The sequence below is a fragment of the Isoptericola sp. NPDC056573 genome, assembly GCF_042793335.1.
In the GTDB taxonomy this organism is placed as follows: Bacteria; Actinomycetota; Actinomycetes; order Actinomycetales; family Cellulomonadaceae; genus Isoptericola.
In genome coordinates, this window is record NZ_JBHTUY010000005.1 from 256724 (window position 1) to 271858 (window position 15135).

At 75.7% G+C, this 15135-nt stretch carries 13 protein-coding genes; 8 read left to right on the top strand and 5 right to left on the bottom strand.

Going from position 1 to position 15135, the window contains the following annotated elements:
* Positions 1-179 precede the first annotated feature (179 nt).
* Positions 180-1901: a BCCT family transporter gene (locus ACFQ8E_RS11065; RefSeq protein WP_430550771.1), complete on the top strand. Its 1722-nt coding sequence runs from the start codon at positions 180-182 to the stop codon at positions 1899-1901.
* A gap of 44 nt (positions 1902-1945) precedes the next feature.
* Here ACFQ8E_RS11065 and ACFQ8E_RS11070 read toward each other — a convergent pair whose 3' ends face one another.
* Positions 1946-3346 (bottom strand): PLP-dependent aminotransferase family protein, encoded by a 1401-nt coding sequence (locus ACFQ8E_RS11070; RefSeq protein ID WP_430550593.1) that lies wholly within the window; start codon positions 3344-3346, stop codon positions 1946-1948.
* Between the two features lie 117 nt (positions 3347-3463).
* Here ACFQ8E_RS11070 and ACFQ8E_RS11075 point away from each other — a divergent pair, with 117 nt between their 5' ends.
* The 4 genes from ACFQ8E_RS11075 to ACFQ8E_RS11090 all read left to right on the top strand — a co-directional run bounded on the left by ACFQ8E_RS11075 (position 3464) and on the right by ACFQ8E_RS11090 (position 8792).
* A complete protein-coding gene (locus ACFQ8E_RS11075; RefSeq protein ID WP_430550594.1) occupies positions 3464-4387 on the top strand; it encodes a DMT family transporter in 924 nt (307 codons plus the stop codon).
* Entirely contained in the window at positions 4384-5361 is a 978-nt protein-coding gene (locus ACFQ8E_RS11080; RefSeq protein WP_430550595.1) for a 1,4-dihydroxy-2-naphthoyl-CoA synthase, read from the top strand. Before ACFQ8E_RS11075 ends, ACFQ8E_RS11080 begins: the two co-directional genes overlap by 4 nt.
* A gap of 157 nt (positions 5362-5518) precedes the next feature.
* Positions 5519-7135 carry a PQQ-binding-like beta-propeller repeat protein gene (locus tag ACFQ8E_RS11085; RefSeq protein WP_430550596.1) on the top strand — a complete coding sequence of 539 codons (1617 nt, stop codon included), beginning with the start codon at positions 5519-5521 and terminating at the stop codon, positions 7133-7135.
* A gap of 22 nt (positions 7136-7157) precedes the next feature.
* Positions 7158-8792, top strand: a complete 1635-nt coding sequence (locus ACFQ8E_RS11090) for a PQQ-binding-like beta-propeller repeat protein (RefSeq protein ID WP_430550597.1) — start codon at positions 7158-7160, stop codon at positions 8790-8792.
* A 31-nt stretch (positions 8793-8823) separates the two neighbouring features.
* Here ACFQ8E_RS11090 and ACFQ8E_RS11095 read toward each other — a convergent pair whose 3' ends face one another.
* Both ACFQ8E_RS11095 and ACFQ8E_RS11100 read right to left on the bottom strand, forming a co-directional pair.
* A complete protein-coding gene (locus ACFQ8E_RS11095; protein WP_430550598.1) occupies positions 8824-9885 on the bottom strand; it encodes a DUF3048 domain-containing protein in 1062 nt (353 codons plus the stop codon).
* Positions 9886-9961: 76 nt separating this feature from the next.
* Positions 9962-11074, bottom strand: coding sequence for a DUF3048 domain-containing protein (locus ACFQ8E_RS11100; RefSeq protein WP_430550599.1), 1113 nt, complete (start codon positions 11072-11074; stop codon positions 9962-9964).
* A 142-nt stretch (positions 11075-11216) separates the two neighbouring features.
* Between ACFQ8E_RS11100 and ACFQ8E_RS11105 the strand changes: the two genes are divergently transcribed.
* Positions 11217-12431: an AMP-binding protein gene (locus ACFQ8E_RS11105; protein ID WP_430550600.1), complete on the top strand. Its 1215-nt coding sequence runs from the start codon at positions 11217-11219 to the stop codon at positions 12429-12431.
* Between the two features lie 49 nt (positions 12432-12480).
* Positions 12481-13350 (top strand): 1,4-dihydroxy-2-naphthoate polyprenyltransferase, encoded by an 870-nt coding sequence (locus tag ACFQ8E_RS11110; RefSeq protein ID WP_430550601.1) that lies wholly within the window; start codon positions 12481-12483, stop codon positions 13348-13350.
* 19 nt (positions 13351-13369) lie between these two features.
* On the opposite strand, the gene ACFQ8E_RS11115 is transcribed toward ACFQ8E_RS11110, so the two are convergent.
* Positions 13370-13645, bottom strand: a complete 276-nt coding sequence (locus ACFQ8E_RS11115; RefSeq protein ID WP_430550602.1) for a DUF4229 domain-containing protein — start codon at positions 13643-13645, stop codon at positions 13370-13372.
* Between the two features lie 55 nt (positions 13646-13700).
* Between ACFQ8E_RS11115 and ACFQ8E_RS11120 the strand changes: the two genes are divergently transcribed.
* Positions 13701-14057 (top strand): PLD nuclease N-terminal domain-containing protein, encoded by a 357-nt coding sequence (locus ACFQ8E_RS11120; protein ID WP_430550603.1) that lies wholly within the window; start codon positions 13701-13703, stop codon positions 14055-14057.
* A 76-nt stretch (positions 14058-14133) separates the two neighbouring features.
* On the opposite strand, the gene ccsB is transcribed toward ACFQ8E_RS11120, so the two are convergent.
* On the bottom strand, positions 14134-15135 hold the full coding sequence (gene ccsB / locus ACFQ8E_RS11125; RefSeq protein WP_430550604.1) for a c-type cytochrome biogenesis protein CcsB: 1002 nt from the start codon (positions 15133-15135) through the stop codon (positions 14134-14136).

The window sequence follows — 15135 nt, forward strand, 5'->3', positions numbered from 1 at the left end:
ACGGACGGGGTCATGCAGTGAACGAGCAACCGGACAAGGTCGAACATCGCGGCGCGAAGCGGCACGCGCACGACGCGGCGGACAGGGTCGGCCGCGCCCTCAGGTCGCCCACCGCCGAGGTGGTGCCGCACCCGGCCCTGGACTACCCGATCGGGATCGACGAGCAGCGGCGCAGTCCGATGGACTGGACCGTCTTCGGGGTCACCGCAGCCGTGGCCGTCGCCTTCCTCGTCTGGGGTTTCGTCGACACGGACAGCCTGGCGAGCGCCTCCAGCTCGGCCCTGGGCTGGGTGACCACGAACATGGGCTGGCTCTTCGTGCTCACCGCCAGCCTGTTCGTCGTGTACAGCCTGTGGCTGGCGATCAGCAAGTTCGGCGCCATCCCGCTCGGCGCCGACGGGGAGGCGCCCGAGTTCCGCACGGTGTCCTGGGTGGCGATGATGTTCTCCGCGGGGATGGGTATCGGGCTGATCTTCTGGGGCGTCGCCGAGCCGCTCGCCCACTACGTGGACCCGCCGCCGGGCACCGTCGACGCCGGCGACCCCGAGGCCGTCCAGCACGCGATGTCCACCACGATGTTCCACTGGACCCTGCACCCCTGGGCGATCTACGCCGTGGTCGGGCTGGCGATCGCCTACAGCGCCTACCGCAAGGGCCGCAAGCAGCTGATCTCCTCGGTGTTCGAGCCGCTGCTGGGCCGGCACGCACGCGGCCCGGTCGGCAAGGTCATCGACATGCTCGCGATCTTCGCGACGCTGTTCGGGTCGGCCGCCTCGCTCGGGCTGGGTGCGCTGCAGATCAAGAGCGGCCTGCAGGTCGTCGGCTGGGCCGGCGACGTGGGCAACGGCATCCTGGTCGCGATCATCGCGGTGCTCACGGTCTGCTTCGTGCTCTCGGCAGTCTCGGGCGTCGCCCGCGGCATCCAGTGGCTGTCGAACATCAACATGGTGCTGGCCCTGGCGCTGGCGGTGTTCGTCTTCGTGGTCGGGCCGACGGTGTTCATCCTGAACCTCATCCCGAACTCGATCGGCACCTACTTCCAGGACCTGGCGATGATGGCGGCCCGGACCGGCGCCGACAGCGCCTCGACCCCCGGCGGTGTCTCCACCAGCGACTGGCTGGCGCAGTGGACCGTCTTCTACTGGGCCTGGTGGATCTCGTGGACGCCCTTCGTCGGCATGTTCATCGCCCGGATCTCCCGCGGCCGGACGATCCGCCAGTTCGTCGGCGGTGTCCTCCTGGTGCCGAGCCTGGTCACCATCGTGTGGTTCTGCGTCTTCGGTGGCGCGAGCCTCTTCCTCCAGAAGGGCGGCACCGACATCGCCGGCGCCGGGGAGACGGAGGCGCAGCTGTTCGGGATGCTCGGCGAGTACCCGTGGCAGTCGCTCACCACCGTGGTCGTGATGATCCTGGTCGCGATCTTCTTCGTCTCCGGTGCGGACGCCGCCTCCATCGTCATGGGCACGCTGTCGCAGCGCGGCAGCGCCGAACCGAGTCGCCCCAACGTCGTCTTCTGGGGCGTCGCGACGGGTGCGGTCGCCGCGGTGATGCTGCTCGTGGGCGGGAACGACGCGCTCACCGGCCTCCAGAACCTCACCATCCTGGTCGCTCTGCCGTTCGTGGTCGTGATGGTGCTGCTGATGGTCTCGCTGACCCGGGACCTCAACCAGGACCCCATGATCGTGCGGCAGAAGTACGCCCGGGAGGCCGTCAAGCAGGCCGTCATCGCCGGCGTCACCGAGCACGGGGACGAGTTCGCGATCGCGGTCGAACCCTCCGACCGGCCGATCACGCCCGACGGCATCGAGGTGCCCGCCGAGGTCGATCTCCCTGGCGACGTGGTGGCCCGCGCGGAGCCCACCGACAGGGCCGACCGCGACGCCGAGGAGCCGCAGCCCTGACGCGGACGGCGCCGGACCCTCCCGGCGCCGGGCACCCTGGGCGGCTACCCGCGAGCCCCGGCGCCTCCGGCGGCCGACCGGAGCACCTCGACGACCCGCGGCACGGCCGAGCCCTGCACCCGCGCGGCGCCCACGACGACGCCCCAGGACCCGGCGTGCGCCGACGTGCCGGACAACGGCTCGGCGGGGACGTCCACGGCTCGCAGAGCCGACACCGCCGTCGCCTCGGCGGCGGCGTCCGGCAGCCGCACGACGAGGTGCAGTCCGGCGGCGACTCCCTCGACGGGGAGGTGCGGCGCGTCCCGCGCGAGCGCGTCGAGCAGGAGCCCGCGCCGCTGCTTGTAGATCAGGCGGGCCCGGCGCAGGTGCCGCGCGTACGCGCCGTCGGCGATCAGCCGGGCGAACGCGGCCTGCTCCGGCACCGAGCAGCCGAGGTCGGCGCGGCGCTTGGCGTCGACGAGCGCGTCACGCACCCCGGGCGGCGCGACCACCCAGCCCAGCCGCAGCGCCGGGGACAGCAGCTTCGACACCGAGCCGAGCAGGGCGACGTGCTCGGGGGCCAGCCCCCGCAGGGCGCCGACGGGCTGCCGGTCGTACCGGAGCTCGGCGTCGTAGTCGTCCTCCAGCACCAGGCGGTCGCCGTCCTGCGCCCAGGCGACCAGCTCACGACGCCGGTCGGGCGCCAGCACGACCCCGAGCGGGAACTGGTGGGCCGGCGTCACGACCGCCGCCGCGGCGTCGGGCAGGGCGCCGGTCCGCAGCCCGCGGTCGTCCACGGGCACCGGGACGACCTCCAGGCCGGCGTCGCGCAGCTGCGCGACGACCCCGGGCGACGCCGGGTCCTCGACGACCACCCGCCGACCGCCGCCCCCGCCCGCGAGCACGTCGCCGAGCAGCGCCAGCCCCTGCGCGACGCCGCTCACGATCACCACGTCCTCGGCCTCGACCGGGGCGGCGCGCGCGGTCCGCAGGTGCGCGGCGAGCGCGTGGCGCAGCTCGAGCAGGCCCTGCGGGTCCGGATAGCCCAGCTCCGCGTCGGGCAGCCCGCGCATCGCGTCGCGCACGGCGCGGGCCCAGGCCGCGCGGGGGAAGAGCGCCGGGTCGGGCGCCCCGACGCTGGCCGGGCGATCGGTCCCGCCGCCGGGGCGCGCGGGCCGGGCCGTCGTGCCGCGCGGCGGCCGGTCGAGGTCGGCGACGACGACGCTCGAGCGCGGGCGGCTCTCCAGCACCCCCTCCCCCACGAGCTCGTCCACGGCCGCCGCCACCGTGCCCCGCGAGACGCCCAGCCCGGCCGCCGCGGAGCGCGACGACGGCAGGGTCGCCCCGGCCTCCAGCCGCCCCGTCGCGACGGCGTCCCGCAGGCCGTCGCGCAGCCAGCCGCCGACCTCGGTCCGCGGGCGCGCGCCGAGCACGAGGAGCAGGTCCTCCGGCTGCAGCCGCCGCATCGAGCCACGCTCCTCCTCCGGCCACGACCCGCATCGGGCCACACCTCGTCTGGCCCAGTGAACCAGGACCGAACTGGCCCTGCCCACCGGTCCAGGTCTCTTCGTAGCGTCGACCGCATGACCACCTCGACCGACCCCGCCGGCGTCACCGGCGCGTCACCCCGCACGGACGGCCTCACCGGCGCGTACGCCCGCAGCGCCGCCGCGATGGCGCTCGTGGGCGCGTCGTTCACCGCCTCCGCCGCGCTCGCCGACTACCCGGTGCCGGGCGGGCAGGCGGTGCGCTACGCCGTCGCCGCCCTGTGCCTGCTCGCCGTGATGCGGTGGCGACGGGTCGCGTTCGTGCTGCCCAGCCCGCGCCAGGCCGCCCGCCTGCTGGCGCTCGCGGCCACGGGCCTCACCGGGTTCAGCGCGTTCGTCGTCCTCGCCACCCGGCACGCCGAGCCCTCGCTGGTGGGGGCGGTCGTGGGCGCCACGCCCGTCGTGCTGGCCGGGGCGCAGGCCGTCCGGGAACGGCGCCTCGCCCCCCGGACGCTCGCGGCGGCGGTCGTCGTGACGGCGGGGGTGGCGCTCGTCGAGGGCCTCGGGTCGGCCGACCCGCTCGGCCTGCTGCTCGCCGTCGGCGCGCTCGCGTGCGAGGCGGCGTTCTCGCTGCTCGCCGTGCCGCTGCTGCCCACGCTGGGACCGCTGCGCGTCTCGGCGTACGCCTGCGTCGCGGCGGTCCCGCAGCTCCTGGTGCTGGGCCTGCTCGCGCCCGGGCCTCTGCTCGCCGTGCCCGACGGCGGCGAGCTCGTGGCCCTGGCCTACCTGTCCGTCGTCGTCACCGCGGTCGCCTTCCTGCTCTGGTACACCGGGCTCGCCCGGGTCGGCCCCGCCCGCGCCGGGCTCTTCGCCGGCCTGATGCCGGTCGCCGCCCTGGTGACGTCGCTCTCGCTGGGCGTCGAGACGCCGACGGCGCACGGCGTCGCGGGAGCGCTCGTCGTGGCGGCGGGGCTCGTGCTGGGGCTGTCGTCCCGGCGACGAACTAGGGTGACGGCGTGAGCAGCGCACCCCTCCCCCGGACCGTCTCCCACACGTTCGACCCCGCGCGGTGGCGCGAGGTGTCCGGGTTCGAGGGCCTCACCGACCTCACCTACCACCGCGGCGTGGAGCGCGACGCCGACGGCGCCGTCGTCCGCGACCTGCCCGTGGTGCGCGTCGCGTTCGACCGCCCCGAGGTGCGCAACGCCTTCCGGCCGCACACCGTCGACGAGCTCTACCGCGTGCTCGACCACGCCCGCATGACCTCCGACGTCGGCACGGTGCTGCTCACCGGCAACGGGCCGTCCCCGAAGGACGGCGGCTGGGCGTTCTGCTCCGGCGGCGACCAGCGCATCCGCGGCCGCTCCGGGTACCAGTACACGACCGCCGACGACGGCGGCGGCGAGGAGCACGGCGCGGACGCCGTCGACCCGGCCCGCGCCGGGCGGCTGCACATCCTCGAGGTGCAGCGACTCATCCGCACGATGCCCAAGGTCGTCATCGCCGTCGTGGACGGCTGGGCCGCGGGCGGCGGGCACTCGCTGCACGTCGTGGCGGACCTGTCGATCGCCTGCCGCCAGCACGGACGGTTCAAGCAGACCGACGCCGACGTCGGCTCGTTCGACGGCGGCTACGGGTCGGCGTACCTGGCCCGGCAGGTGGGGCAGAAGCGCGCGCGGGAGATCTTCTTCCTCGCGCGCGAGTACTCGGCGGACGACGCCGAGCGCTGGGGCGGCGTCAACGAGGTGGCCGAGCACGACGACCTCGAGGGCCTCGCCGTCGAGTACGCGCGCACCATCGCCGGCAAGTCGCCGCAGGCGGTCCGGATGCTGAAGTTCGCGTTCAACCTCGCCGACGACGGCCTCATGGGTCAGCAGGTCTTCGCCGGCGAGGCCACGCGCCTCGCCTACCTCACCGACGAGGCCGTCGAGGGCCGCGACGCCTTCCTCGAGAAGCGCGACCCCGACTGGTCGCGCTTCCCGTACGCGTTCTGACCTGGCGCGATCCCTTCCGCGCCCGCAGGGACGCCCTGGCGTCGGGGGCCGGCGCCACCGGGACCTGTGACCCGCCGCCGGGCACGTCCCCGGATCTCACCCGCGCGCTCGGACGACGCGGACGGCCGGGCCTCCGCACCGCCGGTAGCCTCCCGTCATGCCTCCGAGGTTCCGTCGCGCCGAGCCGATGACCACCTTCGAGCTCGTGCCGGACGACGAGCTCGAGGACTGGCCCGCTCCGGCCCCCGACGACCCGGAGCCCGGCCGGGCGCGACGGCTGCTGGCCGCCCTGCGCGTCCGCGCCGCCGCCCGCTGGCGCGCTCTGTCCCGCCGCGGCCGCGTCGCCGTCGCGGCCGGGACCGCCGTCGTCGTGGTCGCCGCGGCCGGCGCCGCCGTCACCCCGGGGATCCTGGAGGCCCGGGGCGAGAGGCTGCGCGCCGAGGCCGTCCAGGGCCTCCCGGGCGCGGTCGACGACCTGTCCGAGCCGTTGGCCGGGACGTGGCGGCTCACGAACGGCAGCGGCGCCCTGGCGGCGCTGCGCGGCGGCCTCGTGCTCACGACCGAAGGGACGGCTGTGGCGGCGCTCGACGCCGGCACCGGCCGCGAGACGTGGCGGCACGACGTCGGGCCCTTCCCGACGTGCGGCCCGCAGCGGGGCTACCGGAGCGACTCGGTCCCGCCCGCCGACGTCGTGGTCTGCCTCAGCGGCGACCCGGACGACCGCACCGTCACGGTGCTCGACGCGGCCGGCGGGGTCGTCGGCGAGCGGTCGATCGGCCCGGCACGGATCGACACGTTCAGCGACGGGACCCCGGACGGCGCCCCGGTGGTGGTGCCCGCAGCCGCCGGCGCGGTCGCGGTGGTCGACGACATCACCGACGCCACCGCGCCCTGGCCCGCGGACGACCTGCCCGACGCGGACACCCTGCGGAAGCTCCGCGCCGACGGCTGGCGCGACCCGACGCTGCGTCTGGAGGACGCTCTCACCGGCGAGGTGCGGGGCGAGGCGACCGTGCACCTCCGGCCGGAGGACCTCGGCGAGTGCGGGATGACGCAGGACGAGGACAGCGACCCCGAGCTGATGACGGAACCCATGGTCGACGCGTCCCCGTCGAGCACGACGCTCTCCGTGTGCGGCGCCTCGGTCGTCGTCACCCCCGACGGCGTCGTCCTCGACACCGGCGCGGACGACCGGTGGGCGATACCGCTGCCGGGCGGGGGTCTCGTCTCCGTGGGCGAGGAGAGCACCGTGCTCGACGAGGACGGGACGGTCGTCGCGACGGTGCCGGGCTACCTGCTCCCGCCGGTCCTGGACGACGACCCCGACGGCCCCTTCCTCGTGCTCGCGGGCCAGGACGACGTCGACGACGAGCTGCGGCTCAGCGCGGTCGACGCGGACGGAGCCGAGGCGTGGGATGCCACGGCCGACGGCCTCGAGGGCGTCCTCGCCCGCGTGGCGGGCGTGGTCGTCGTGCAGACCCAGGGGGGCCTCGTCGGCCTCGACGCGGGAACCGGCGCCCAGGTCTGGGCCCGCGACAACCTGCTCCGGCGTTCGGCCGACGGCTCGGGCGACTGGTTCGCCGGGGCGGTCACGGACGGCACCCGCCTGCTGTTCGGCGTCAGCGGCAACGGCGAGCACCACCGGCTGGTCACCCTCGACCTCCGGGACGGCTCCACGGTGTGGGAGCGGGAGGAGACGGGCTTCCTCGAGTGGCTGACGGCGATCGAGGGGCACGCGGTCGCGTTCGACGGCGTCGTGCACGGCCTGGGCTGACGGTCGCCGGTAGCCTCCGGGCATGCCTCCGAGGTTCCGGCGCCCCGAGCCGATGACCACCTTCGAGCTCGTGCCGGACGACGAGCGCGAGGACGCGCTCGACGACGCCCCGGACGACCGGCCCCACGAGAGCCGCCGGCGCCCGGCGGACCTGATCGTCCGGGCCCGCGCCCGGTGGCGCACGCTCTCCCGCCGGGGCCGCGTCGCCGTCGCGGGCGGCACCGCCGTCGTCGTGGTCGCCGCCGCCACCGCTGCCGTCGCCCCGGGCCTGCTGGATGCCCGCGCCGAGCGCCAGCGCGCCGAGGCGATCCGCGGCATGCCCGGCGTCGTGGGCGACCTGTCCGAGCCCGTCGACGTCGTCTGGTCCCTCCCCGAGGAGTCGTCGGTCGCCGCGGTCCTGCCGGGCGGCGTGCTGGCCGTCACCGACGGCGACGGCGTCCGGGCGATGGACGCGGCGACCGGCGACGTCGTGTGGGAGCACCCGCTCGACGACGGCGCGATGTGCGGGCCCGCGCCCTGGACCCCGGTCGACTGGAGCGCCCCGGTGGACACCGTGGTCTGCGTCGAGGACGCCTCCCGCGTCACGGTGCTCGACGCCGACGGCACGGTGGTGAGCGAACGGGAGCTCGACCTCCTCGAGGCGGTCGACGCGCCCGGGGAGGGCGACCCCGGCGTGTCCTCCTGGTCCCAGGTGGTCCCGGCCGCCGGCGGGACGGTCGCGGTGCTCGACGCGATCGCCCCGGAGAGCGGCATCCCCTGGCGCGCGGGCGAGGACGCCGCGAGCCTCCAGCGCGCCCTGCGCGACGCGGGCTGGCGGGACCCGTCCGTGCGGGTCGTCGACGCCGTCACCGGGCAGGCGCGCGCCGAGGTGACGATCCCTCTCACGGAGGACGCCCTCGATTCGTGCGGGGTGATGGAGGGCCCGGGCACGCAGACGGTGACCGTCACGCCGCAGCCCTGGGTCGACGCGACGCCGTCGGCGACGACGCTCGGCCTGTGCGGCCTCATGCGGGCGGTCACGCCGACCGGCGGGTCGTTCGACGTGGGCGGCGACGCGCACACGCTGGTGCCGCTGCCCGGCGGCCGGTTCCTGGTGCAGGGCGAGACCAGCGAGGTCCGCGACGCCCACGGCGAGCGGCTGGAGACGATCCACGGCTCGGCGGTCGCCCCGCTCGTCGACACGACGCCCGACGGCGCGCGGCTGGTCCTCGTCGGCGCCGGCGGCAGCGCCTCGTCGCTGGCGGCCCTCGGCGCCGACGGGGCGCCCACCTGGTCGGTCTCCGTCGACCCCCTCACGACGCCGCTCGCCCGGGTCGGGGACGCGATCGTGCTCGCCGACGAGACGTCGCTCACGGTCGTCGACGCCCGCAGCGGCGCACAGCGGTGGCGGGTGCCGGACCTGCTCGACGGCGACCCCGAGGACGGCGAGACGGTCGCGGGCGCCGTCACCGACGGCACCCGCCTGCTGCTCGCGATCTCCCCGGCCTCGTGGTCCGACGACGGCGCGGACGCGCCCCACCGCCTGGTCGCGCTCGACCTGCGGGACGGCAGCACGGCGTGGGAACGAACCGGCACGGGTGTGCTGTGGGGGCTGTTCTCCGCCGGCGGCACTCCCGTGATCCTCGGGAACCGCCTCTCGGGGCTCGGCGGGGCCTAGCCGCGGCGCGGTCGGTCGGCGGTCGTCGCCGTCAGGACGCCTTCCAGCTCCCGCCGTCCTTCGGGACGAGCTCGATCCACGTGCTGCCGGGGTCGAGCTCGACCGGCTCGCCGTCGCGGGTCAGCTCGACCGGCGACCTCTGGTCCTTCTTCGACCACTGCACGGACACCGTCCGGCCGGCGGACGCCAGCACCCCCTTGCCCTTGCCCACCAGCTCGGTCTTCGGGACGGGCGCGCCGGCCGGGTCCTTGTACTGCGTGTCCACCACGTCCACCGACAGCGCGAGCACGTTGACGGCCGCGTGCCGCTTCCCCGACGACGACACCGACTCGCGCGAGCCCTCGCTGCGCAGCCACCGCTTCTCCTCGCCGGACCAGTCCCAGACGCTGCGCTGCGCCGGGCTGAGGGTCACGTCGAGGGTGGCCGCCTTCGTGCCGTCGGCCGCCGCGGTGCCCTCGCCCGCCTCGCCCGCGTACCGGAACTGGGCGGGCGGCGGCACGGTGCGGTCGCCGTCGGCCTGGTCGAGGAAGGCCTTCGGGTCCCCGACGACGTTGTGCGGCGCGGCGCGGCCCGGGTCGCGGGAGAAGCCCGCGTCGCCGCGGTCCATGATCACCGACTGGGTGCCGGACTTCTCCACCGCCGCGATGAACGGCGCCTGACCGCCCGAGTAGGCGAGGATGCCACCGAGCGGGGCGACGACGTCGGGGTCCATGGGCCGCACCGAGCGCACGGGTTCCACCGCCTTCGGGATCCGCGAGTGGTAGACGGCGACGAACCGGGTGATGCCGCCCTCGACGACCTCCTCCCACACCAGGTCGGCGTCCTCGAGGCCGGTCTGCGGACGTGCCTCGGGCGCGTTCTCGATCTTCACCGCGAGCGCCGGCCGGGCCGCCACCTCGTCCGAGCGCACCCCGGTGAGCGGCCAGGCCGACGGCATCGTGGGCGACGGCGGGGCGCCCTTGTCGGCGGTGCTGCCCGGCGTGACGACCGGCGACGGCGACCCGCCGGACGAGCACGCCGCCAGAGCCAGGACGGCGGCGACCGTCAGCGCTGCGGCGCGCCGGGTGCGGGACGGGCGGGGCGTGGCGGTCATACGGTTCTCCCGGGGTCGCGGGCTGTGCGCGCGGTCACACGCCCTCACCGTAGGCCGGGAACGCCCCGATCCGGCGTCAACGCACCCGCCACGACCCGGTGCCGCGTGGGACGAGCTCGACCCACAGGTTGCCCGGGTCGAGGCGGACGGGGTCGCCCCCGCGGGTCTTCAGCACCAGCTTCTTGCTCGTCGACTTCTTCGACCAGATCACGCTGAGCGCCTTGCCGCGGGTGAGGAGCACGCCCTTGCCGCGGCCCACCATCTGCGTCTCGGGCACGGGGGCGCCGCTCGGGTCGCGGTACCTCGTGTTCTTCAGCTTCACGGACAGGAGCAGCACGTTGCGGGCCCGCAGCTGGCTCCCGGAGGAGATCGAGGGGGCCGAGCCGTCGTAGCGGGCGTACGTCTTCGTCTTCGCCTTCCACCGCCACACGGTGCGCTGCGCCGGGGAGAGCCGGACGTCGGCCACGCGCCCCTTCCGGTCGTTCTTCGCGGCGGACCCCTGGCCGACCTTGGCGGCGTACGAGAACTGCGCGGGCGGCGGGGTCGCCCGGCTCTTGGTCGCCTGCTTCGCGAACGCCTTCACGGACCCGTACACGTTGTGCGGCGCGGCCCGGTCGCCGCTGCGCCGGAAGCCAGGGTCGCCGCCGTCCATGGTCACGGACTGGACCTTCGCCTTCCCCACGGCGCGGACGAACGGCGGCTGCCCGCCGGAGTAGGCCAGGATGCCGTGCATCGGCGCGACGATGCCCGGGTCCATGGGGCGCACGGACCGGACGGGACCGACGGTGCCGGGCAGCTTCGAGTGGTACACGGCGACGTACCGGCTGATGCCGCCCTCGACCACCTGCTCCCACACGATGTCCGCCTGCTGCAGCCCGGACTGCGGTCGTGCCTGCGACGAGTTCTCGATCTTCACCGCGACGGCCGGCCTGGAAGGGACCTTCTTCGTCCCGGTCTGCCTGCCGTTGAGCGGCCACACCACGGGCTTCGGCTTCGGTGCCGGCTTCGGCTTCACGGGGTCGGGCGGCGCGGCCTTCGGCTGGGAGACGTCCGGTGCGGCGGTGACGGTGGGCGGCGCGGCGGGCTCGCCGGCGCCGCAGGCGGCCGTGGCCAGCAGGGCGAGCGCGACGATCGCGCCGACGGCCCCGGTCCGGGCGCCACGGGGTGCGCCTGCGGGCTTCGTGGGCATCCTCGGCGTCCTCCTCGACGTGCGTGCGGCCCAGGGGCTCCCGGGCCAGGACCGTGCCACCCTACGGCAGGCCTGCCGCGACCCGGTCGGGACCCGGACCGACCCGGACCGACCCGGACCGACCCGGACCTACGCTGGTGCGGTGCCCCGCCCCTCGCTCCCCCCGTCCGTCGGCGTGCTCCGCGACGCCGTGCGCGCCGCGCTCGACGGCGGCCCCGCCGTCGTGCCGCTCCCTCGCACGACGGCGGCCCCCGTACCGCCGGGCACGGCGCTGCTGGTGCGCACGTCCGGGTCGACGGGGACGCCCCGCGAGGTCGCGCTGCCCGCGGCCGCCCTGCGCGCCTCCGCGTCGGCCACCCACGAGCGACTGGGCGGCCCCGGACGGTGGGTGCTGACGCTGCCGCCGACGCACGTGGCGGGCCTGCAGGTGCTGGTGCGGTCGGCGCTCGCCGGCACCCCGCTGACGGCGGCCGACCCGGACGCGCGGTTCACGCCCGACGGCCTGGCCGACCTGCTCGAACCCACGCTCGACACCGCCGGCGACGACCCGGTGTACGTGTCGCTGGTGCCCACCCAGGTGCACCGCCTGCTCGCCGCCGCCCAGGACGGCGCGCCCCGCGGGCTGGCGGCGCTGGCCCGCTGCGCGGCGGTGCTGCTCGGCGGCGCGGCGACCCCGCCCCCGCTGCTCGCCCGCGCCGCGGAGGCGGGCGTGCGCGTCGTGACGACCTACGGCATGTCGGAGACCGCCGGCGGCTGCGTGTACGACGGCGCGCCCCTGCGCGGCGTCCGGGTCCGCCTCGTCCCCCCCGAGCCGTCAGGAGAGGTGGGGGTCGTCGAGCTGGGCGGGCCCACGCTCGCGGCCGGGTACCTGGGCGACGACGCCGCCACGGCCGCGGCGTTCCGCACCGACCCGGACGGCGCCCGCTGGTTCCGCACGTCCGACCTCGGCCGGCTGCGCCCGGACGGCACGCTGCAGGTGCTCGGCCGGGCGGACGACGTCGTCGTCACCGGCGGCGTGAACGTGGCGCCGGCGCCCGTCGAGGCGCTCGTCGGCGAGCTGCTCGACGGCGAGGCGTGCGTCGTCGGCGTGCCCGACGCCGAGTGGGGGCAGGCGCTCGTGGCCGTGGTCGCGTCCCCGGCCGCGTCGACCGGGCCGAGCGGGCCGAGCGGGCCGCGGCTCGTGCCCGTGGACGACGACGCGCTGGCGCGGGTCCGGTCCGCCGCGACGACTAGGCTGGGTGCGCCGTCCGCGCCCCGCCGCGTGTACCGCACGGCCGCGCTCCCGCTGCGCGGCCCCGGCAAGGTGGACCGCAGCGGCGTCGTCGCCCTCGTCCGCGAGCACGAGGCGCACGCCTGACCTGCTCGCGCACGCGACGCCCCGGCGCCGCACCGACGGACGGAGAAGCATGGCCACGACGAGCGAGTGGATCGCCGGAGCACGCCCCCGCACCCTGCCGGCCGCGGCCGCGCCGGTGCTGATCGGGTCGGGCGCCGCGGCGGACGTGGGAGCCTTCGCCTGGCTGCCCGCCGTCCTCGCCCTCGGCGTCGCGCTCGCCCTGCAGGTGGGGGTCAACTACGCCAACGACTACTCGGACGGCGTGCGCGGTACGGACGTCGACCGGGTGGGTCCGTTGCGCCTTACGGCGTCCGGCATCGCGCCGCCCCGCCGCGTCAAGGGGGCCGCGTTCGCGTCGTTCGGGGTCGCCGGGGTGCTCGGCCTCGCGCTGTGCGCCGTCAGCGGGCACTGGTGGCTGCTCGCGGTGGGCGTGCTCTGCGTGCTCGCCGCCTGGTACTACACGGGCGGCAAGCACCCGTACGGCTACGCGGGGCTGGGCGAGGTGGGCGTCTTCGTGTTCTTCGGGCTCGTCGCGACGCTCGGCACCACGTACACCCAGGCGGACACCCTCACGTGGCCGTCCGTGCTGGGAGCGGTCGGCGTCGGCCTGATCGCCTGCGGGCTGCTCATGGTGAACAACGTGCGCGACATCCCGACCGACGTCGTCGCGGGCAAGCGGACCCTCGCCGTGCGCCTGGGCGACCACCGCGCCCGGCGCTGGTACGCCGGCTGCATCCTGCTGCCCGTGGTGCTGGGCATGGTGTGCGCGGCGTGGTCGCCGTGGGCGCTGCTCGTCACGGTGCTGCTGCTGCCCGCCGCGCTGCTCGTGGCCCCGGTGATCGCCGGGGCGCGCGGGCCGCTGCTCGTGAAGGTGCTCGCCGGCACCGGGATGTTCGAGCTCGCCTACGGCGTGCTGCTGGCCGTCGGCCTGGCGCTCTGACGTCGGCACACCCGCCCGCTCAACCGGCCGTGGGGTGCTCCCGGTCCACGACGGAGTCCTCGTAGTCGGAGTCGACGTCGTGCTTGTCGGCCCCGTCCTTGCGCCGCTGCTCCTTCTCCGCGAGCCAGCGCGCCGCGGCGTCCCGGGGCTTGCTCAGCGCGAGGTACGAGACGGCGAACGCCACGACGGCGGCGACCAGGACGAGGAGCCAGCTGCGCAGGCCGAGCAGGTAGCCGGCGCCGAGGGCGGCGACGAACAGCAGGATCCGCCAGACGGTGTACATGACGAGGGGCACGCTTCCAGGGTAGGCGCGATTCCTGAGCATCCCGACGCCGAACTAGGCTGGAGGCATGTTCGCGCGTGTGATCCTGCCCCTCCTCGTGGTGGGGCTCGCCCTGTACGCCCTGCTCGACCTGTTCGGCTCCGAGGAGGACGAGCGCGGAGGCCTCCCCCGCTGGCTCTGGGCGGTGATCATCGTGCTGCTGCCGATCTTCGGCGCCGTCGCGTGGATCGTCGTCAAGCAGTCCGCCCGCCGCGCCTCCGGCGGCCGCGGCCCGACGTCCCGCCGCCGGCGTCCCGGACCGTCCGGCCCGCGCCGTCCGTCCGGTCCCGTGGCGCCCGACGACGACCCGGAGTTCCTCTGGCGCCTCGAGCAGGAGAAGCGCCGCCGCGAGCGCGAGGGCGGCGGCAACGGCGACGCTCCCTAGACGCCGTGAGCGCGAAAGAGGGGACTGTCCGGTGGCGGACAGTCCCCTCTTTCGCGCTCGCAGCGGCCGGGTGGCGTCAGGCGCCGCCGGTGCTGTCGGTGTTGAGCCCCGAGTACGAGTGCTTGCCGTTGAAGATCAGGTTCACGCCGGTGAAGTTGAACAGCACGCACAGGTAGCCGACGATCACGAACCACGCGGCGCGGCGGCCGTCCCAGCCGCGGGTGGTGCGGGCGTGCAGGTACGCCGCGTACACGACCCAGATGACGAAGCTCCAGACCTCCTTGGGGTCCCAGCCCCAGTAGCGGCCCCAGGCGTGCTCGGCCCAGATCGCGCCGCCGATGATGGTGAAGGTCCACAGCACGAAGCCGACGGCGTTGAGCCGGAACGACAGCGCCTCGAGCGAGGTGGGGGTCGGCACGCGGTCGAGCCAGCGGAAGCCGGGCCGCTGCAGGTACGGGGAGCCGGTGTCGCGGCTGTCGCGCAGGAGCTGCAGCACCGACGCGACGAACGCGACGGTGAAGATGCCGGTGGCGCTGATCGCCACGCCCACGTGGATGACGAGCCAGTAGTTCTGCAGCGCCGGCTGCACGCCCATGGCGGCGACGTAGAAGACGTTGAGGCCGAGCACGAGGAAGAGCACCGTCAGGCCGGTGACGAACGCGCCGAGGAACTTGAAGTCCTTGCGGACGTTCATGCCGAGGAACACGGCGAGGGCCATGAACGACCCCACCAGGGTGAACTCGTACATGTTGGCCCACGGCGTGCGGCCCGCGGCGAACCCGCGCAGCACGATCGCCACGAGGAGCATCGCCGTGCCCAGCCACGTGGTCGACATCGCGATGCCGGCAGCACGACGGCGCGCGGGGGCGGCGTCCCCCGCCGTCCCCGGGGTGCTCGCGGCAGGCGCGGGTCCAGGCCGGGACCCGGCCCCCACCGCCGCGGGCGTGCGCGCCTCGGCGTGGGCCTCTGCCCGCGCCTCCGTGCGGCGGCCCAGGTCGATCGCGAACGCGACGAGCGCGATCGTGAGCGCCGTGGCGGCGCCCCACACGAGCAGCACGCTCAGCTCGGCGATCTGCAT

Bases quoted from the DNA above. Each gene is read 5' to 3' on its own strand.
- ACFQ8E_RS11065 (WP_430550771.1), top strand. From the start codon at position 180: ATGGACTGGACCGTCTTCGGGGTCACCGCAGCCGTGGCCGTCGCCTTC.
- ACFQ8E_RS11070 (WP_430550593.1), bottom strand. From the start codon at position 3,346: ATGCGGCGGCTGCAGCCGGAGGACCTGCTCCTCGTGCTCGGCGCGCGC.
- ACFQ8E_RS11075 (WP_430550594.1), top strand. From the start codon at position 3,464: ATGACCACCTCGACCGACCCCGCCGGCGTCACCGGCGCGTCACCCCGC.
- ACFQ8E_RS11085 (WP_430550596.1), top strand. From the start codon at position 5,519: ATGCCTCCGAGGTTCCGTCGCGCCGAGCCGATGACCACCTTCGAGCTC.
- ACFQ8E_RS11090 (WP_430550597.1), top strand. From the start codon at position 7,158: ATGCCTCCGAGGTTCCGGCGCCCCGAGCCGATGACCACCTTCGAGCTC.
- ACFQ8E_RS11095 (WP_430550598.1), bottom strand. From the start codon at position 9,885: ATGACCGCCACGCCCCGCCCGTCCCGCACCCGGCGCGCCGCAGCGCTG.
- ACFQ8E_RS11100 (WP_430550599.1), bottom strand. From the start codon at position 11,074: ATGCCCACGAAGCCCGCAGGCGCACCCCGTGGCGCCCGGACCGGGGCC.
- ACFQ8E_RS11110 (WP_430550601.1), top strand. From the start codon at position 12,481: ATGGCCACGACGAGCGAGTGGATCGCCGGAGCACGCCCCCGCACCCTG.
- ACFQ8E_RS11120 (WP_430550603.1), top strand. From the start codon at position 13,701: ATGTTCGCGCGTGTGATCCTGCCCCTCCTCGTGGTGGGGCTCGCCCTG.
- ccsB (WP_430550604.1), bottom strand. From the start codon at position 15,135: ATGCAGATCGCCGAGCTGAGCGTGCTGCTCGTGTGGGGCGCCGCCACG.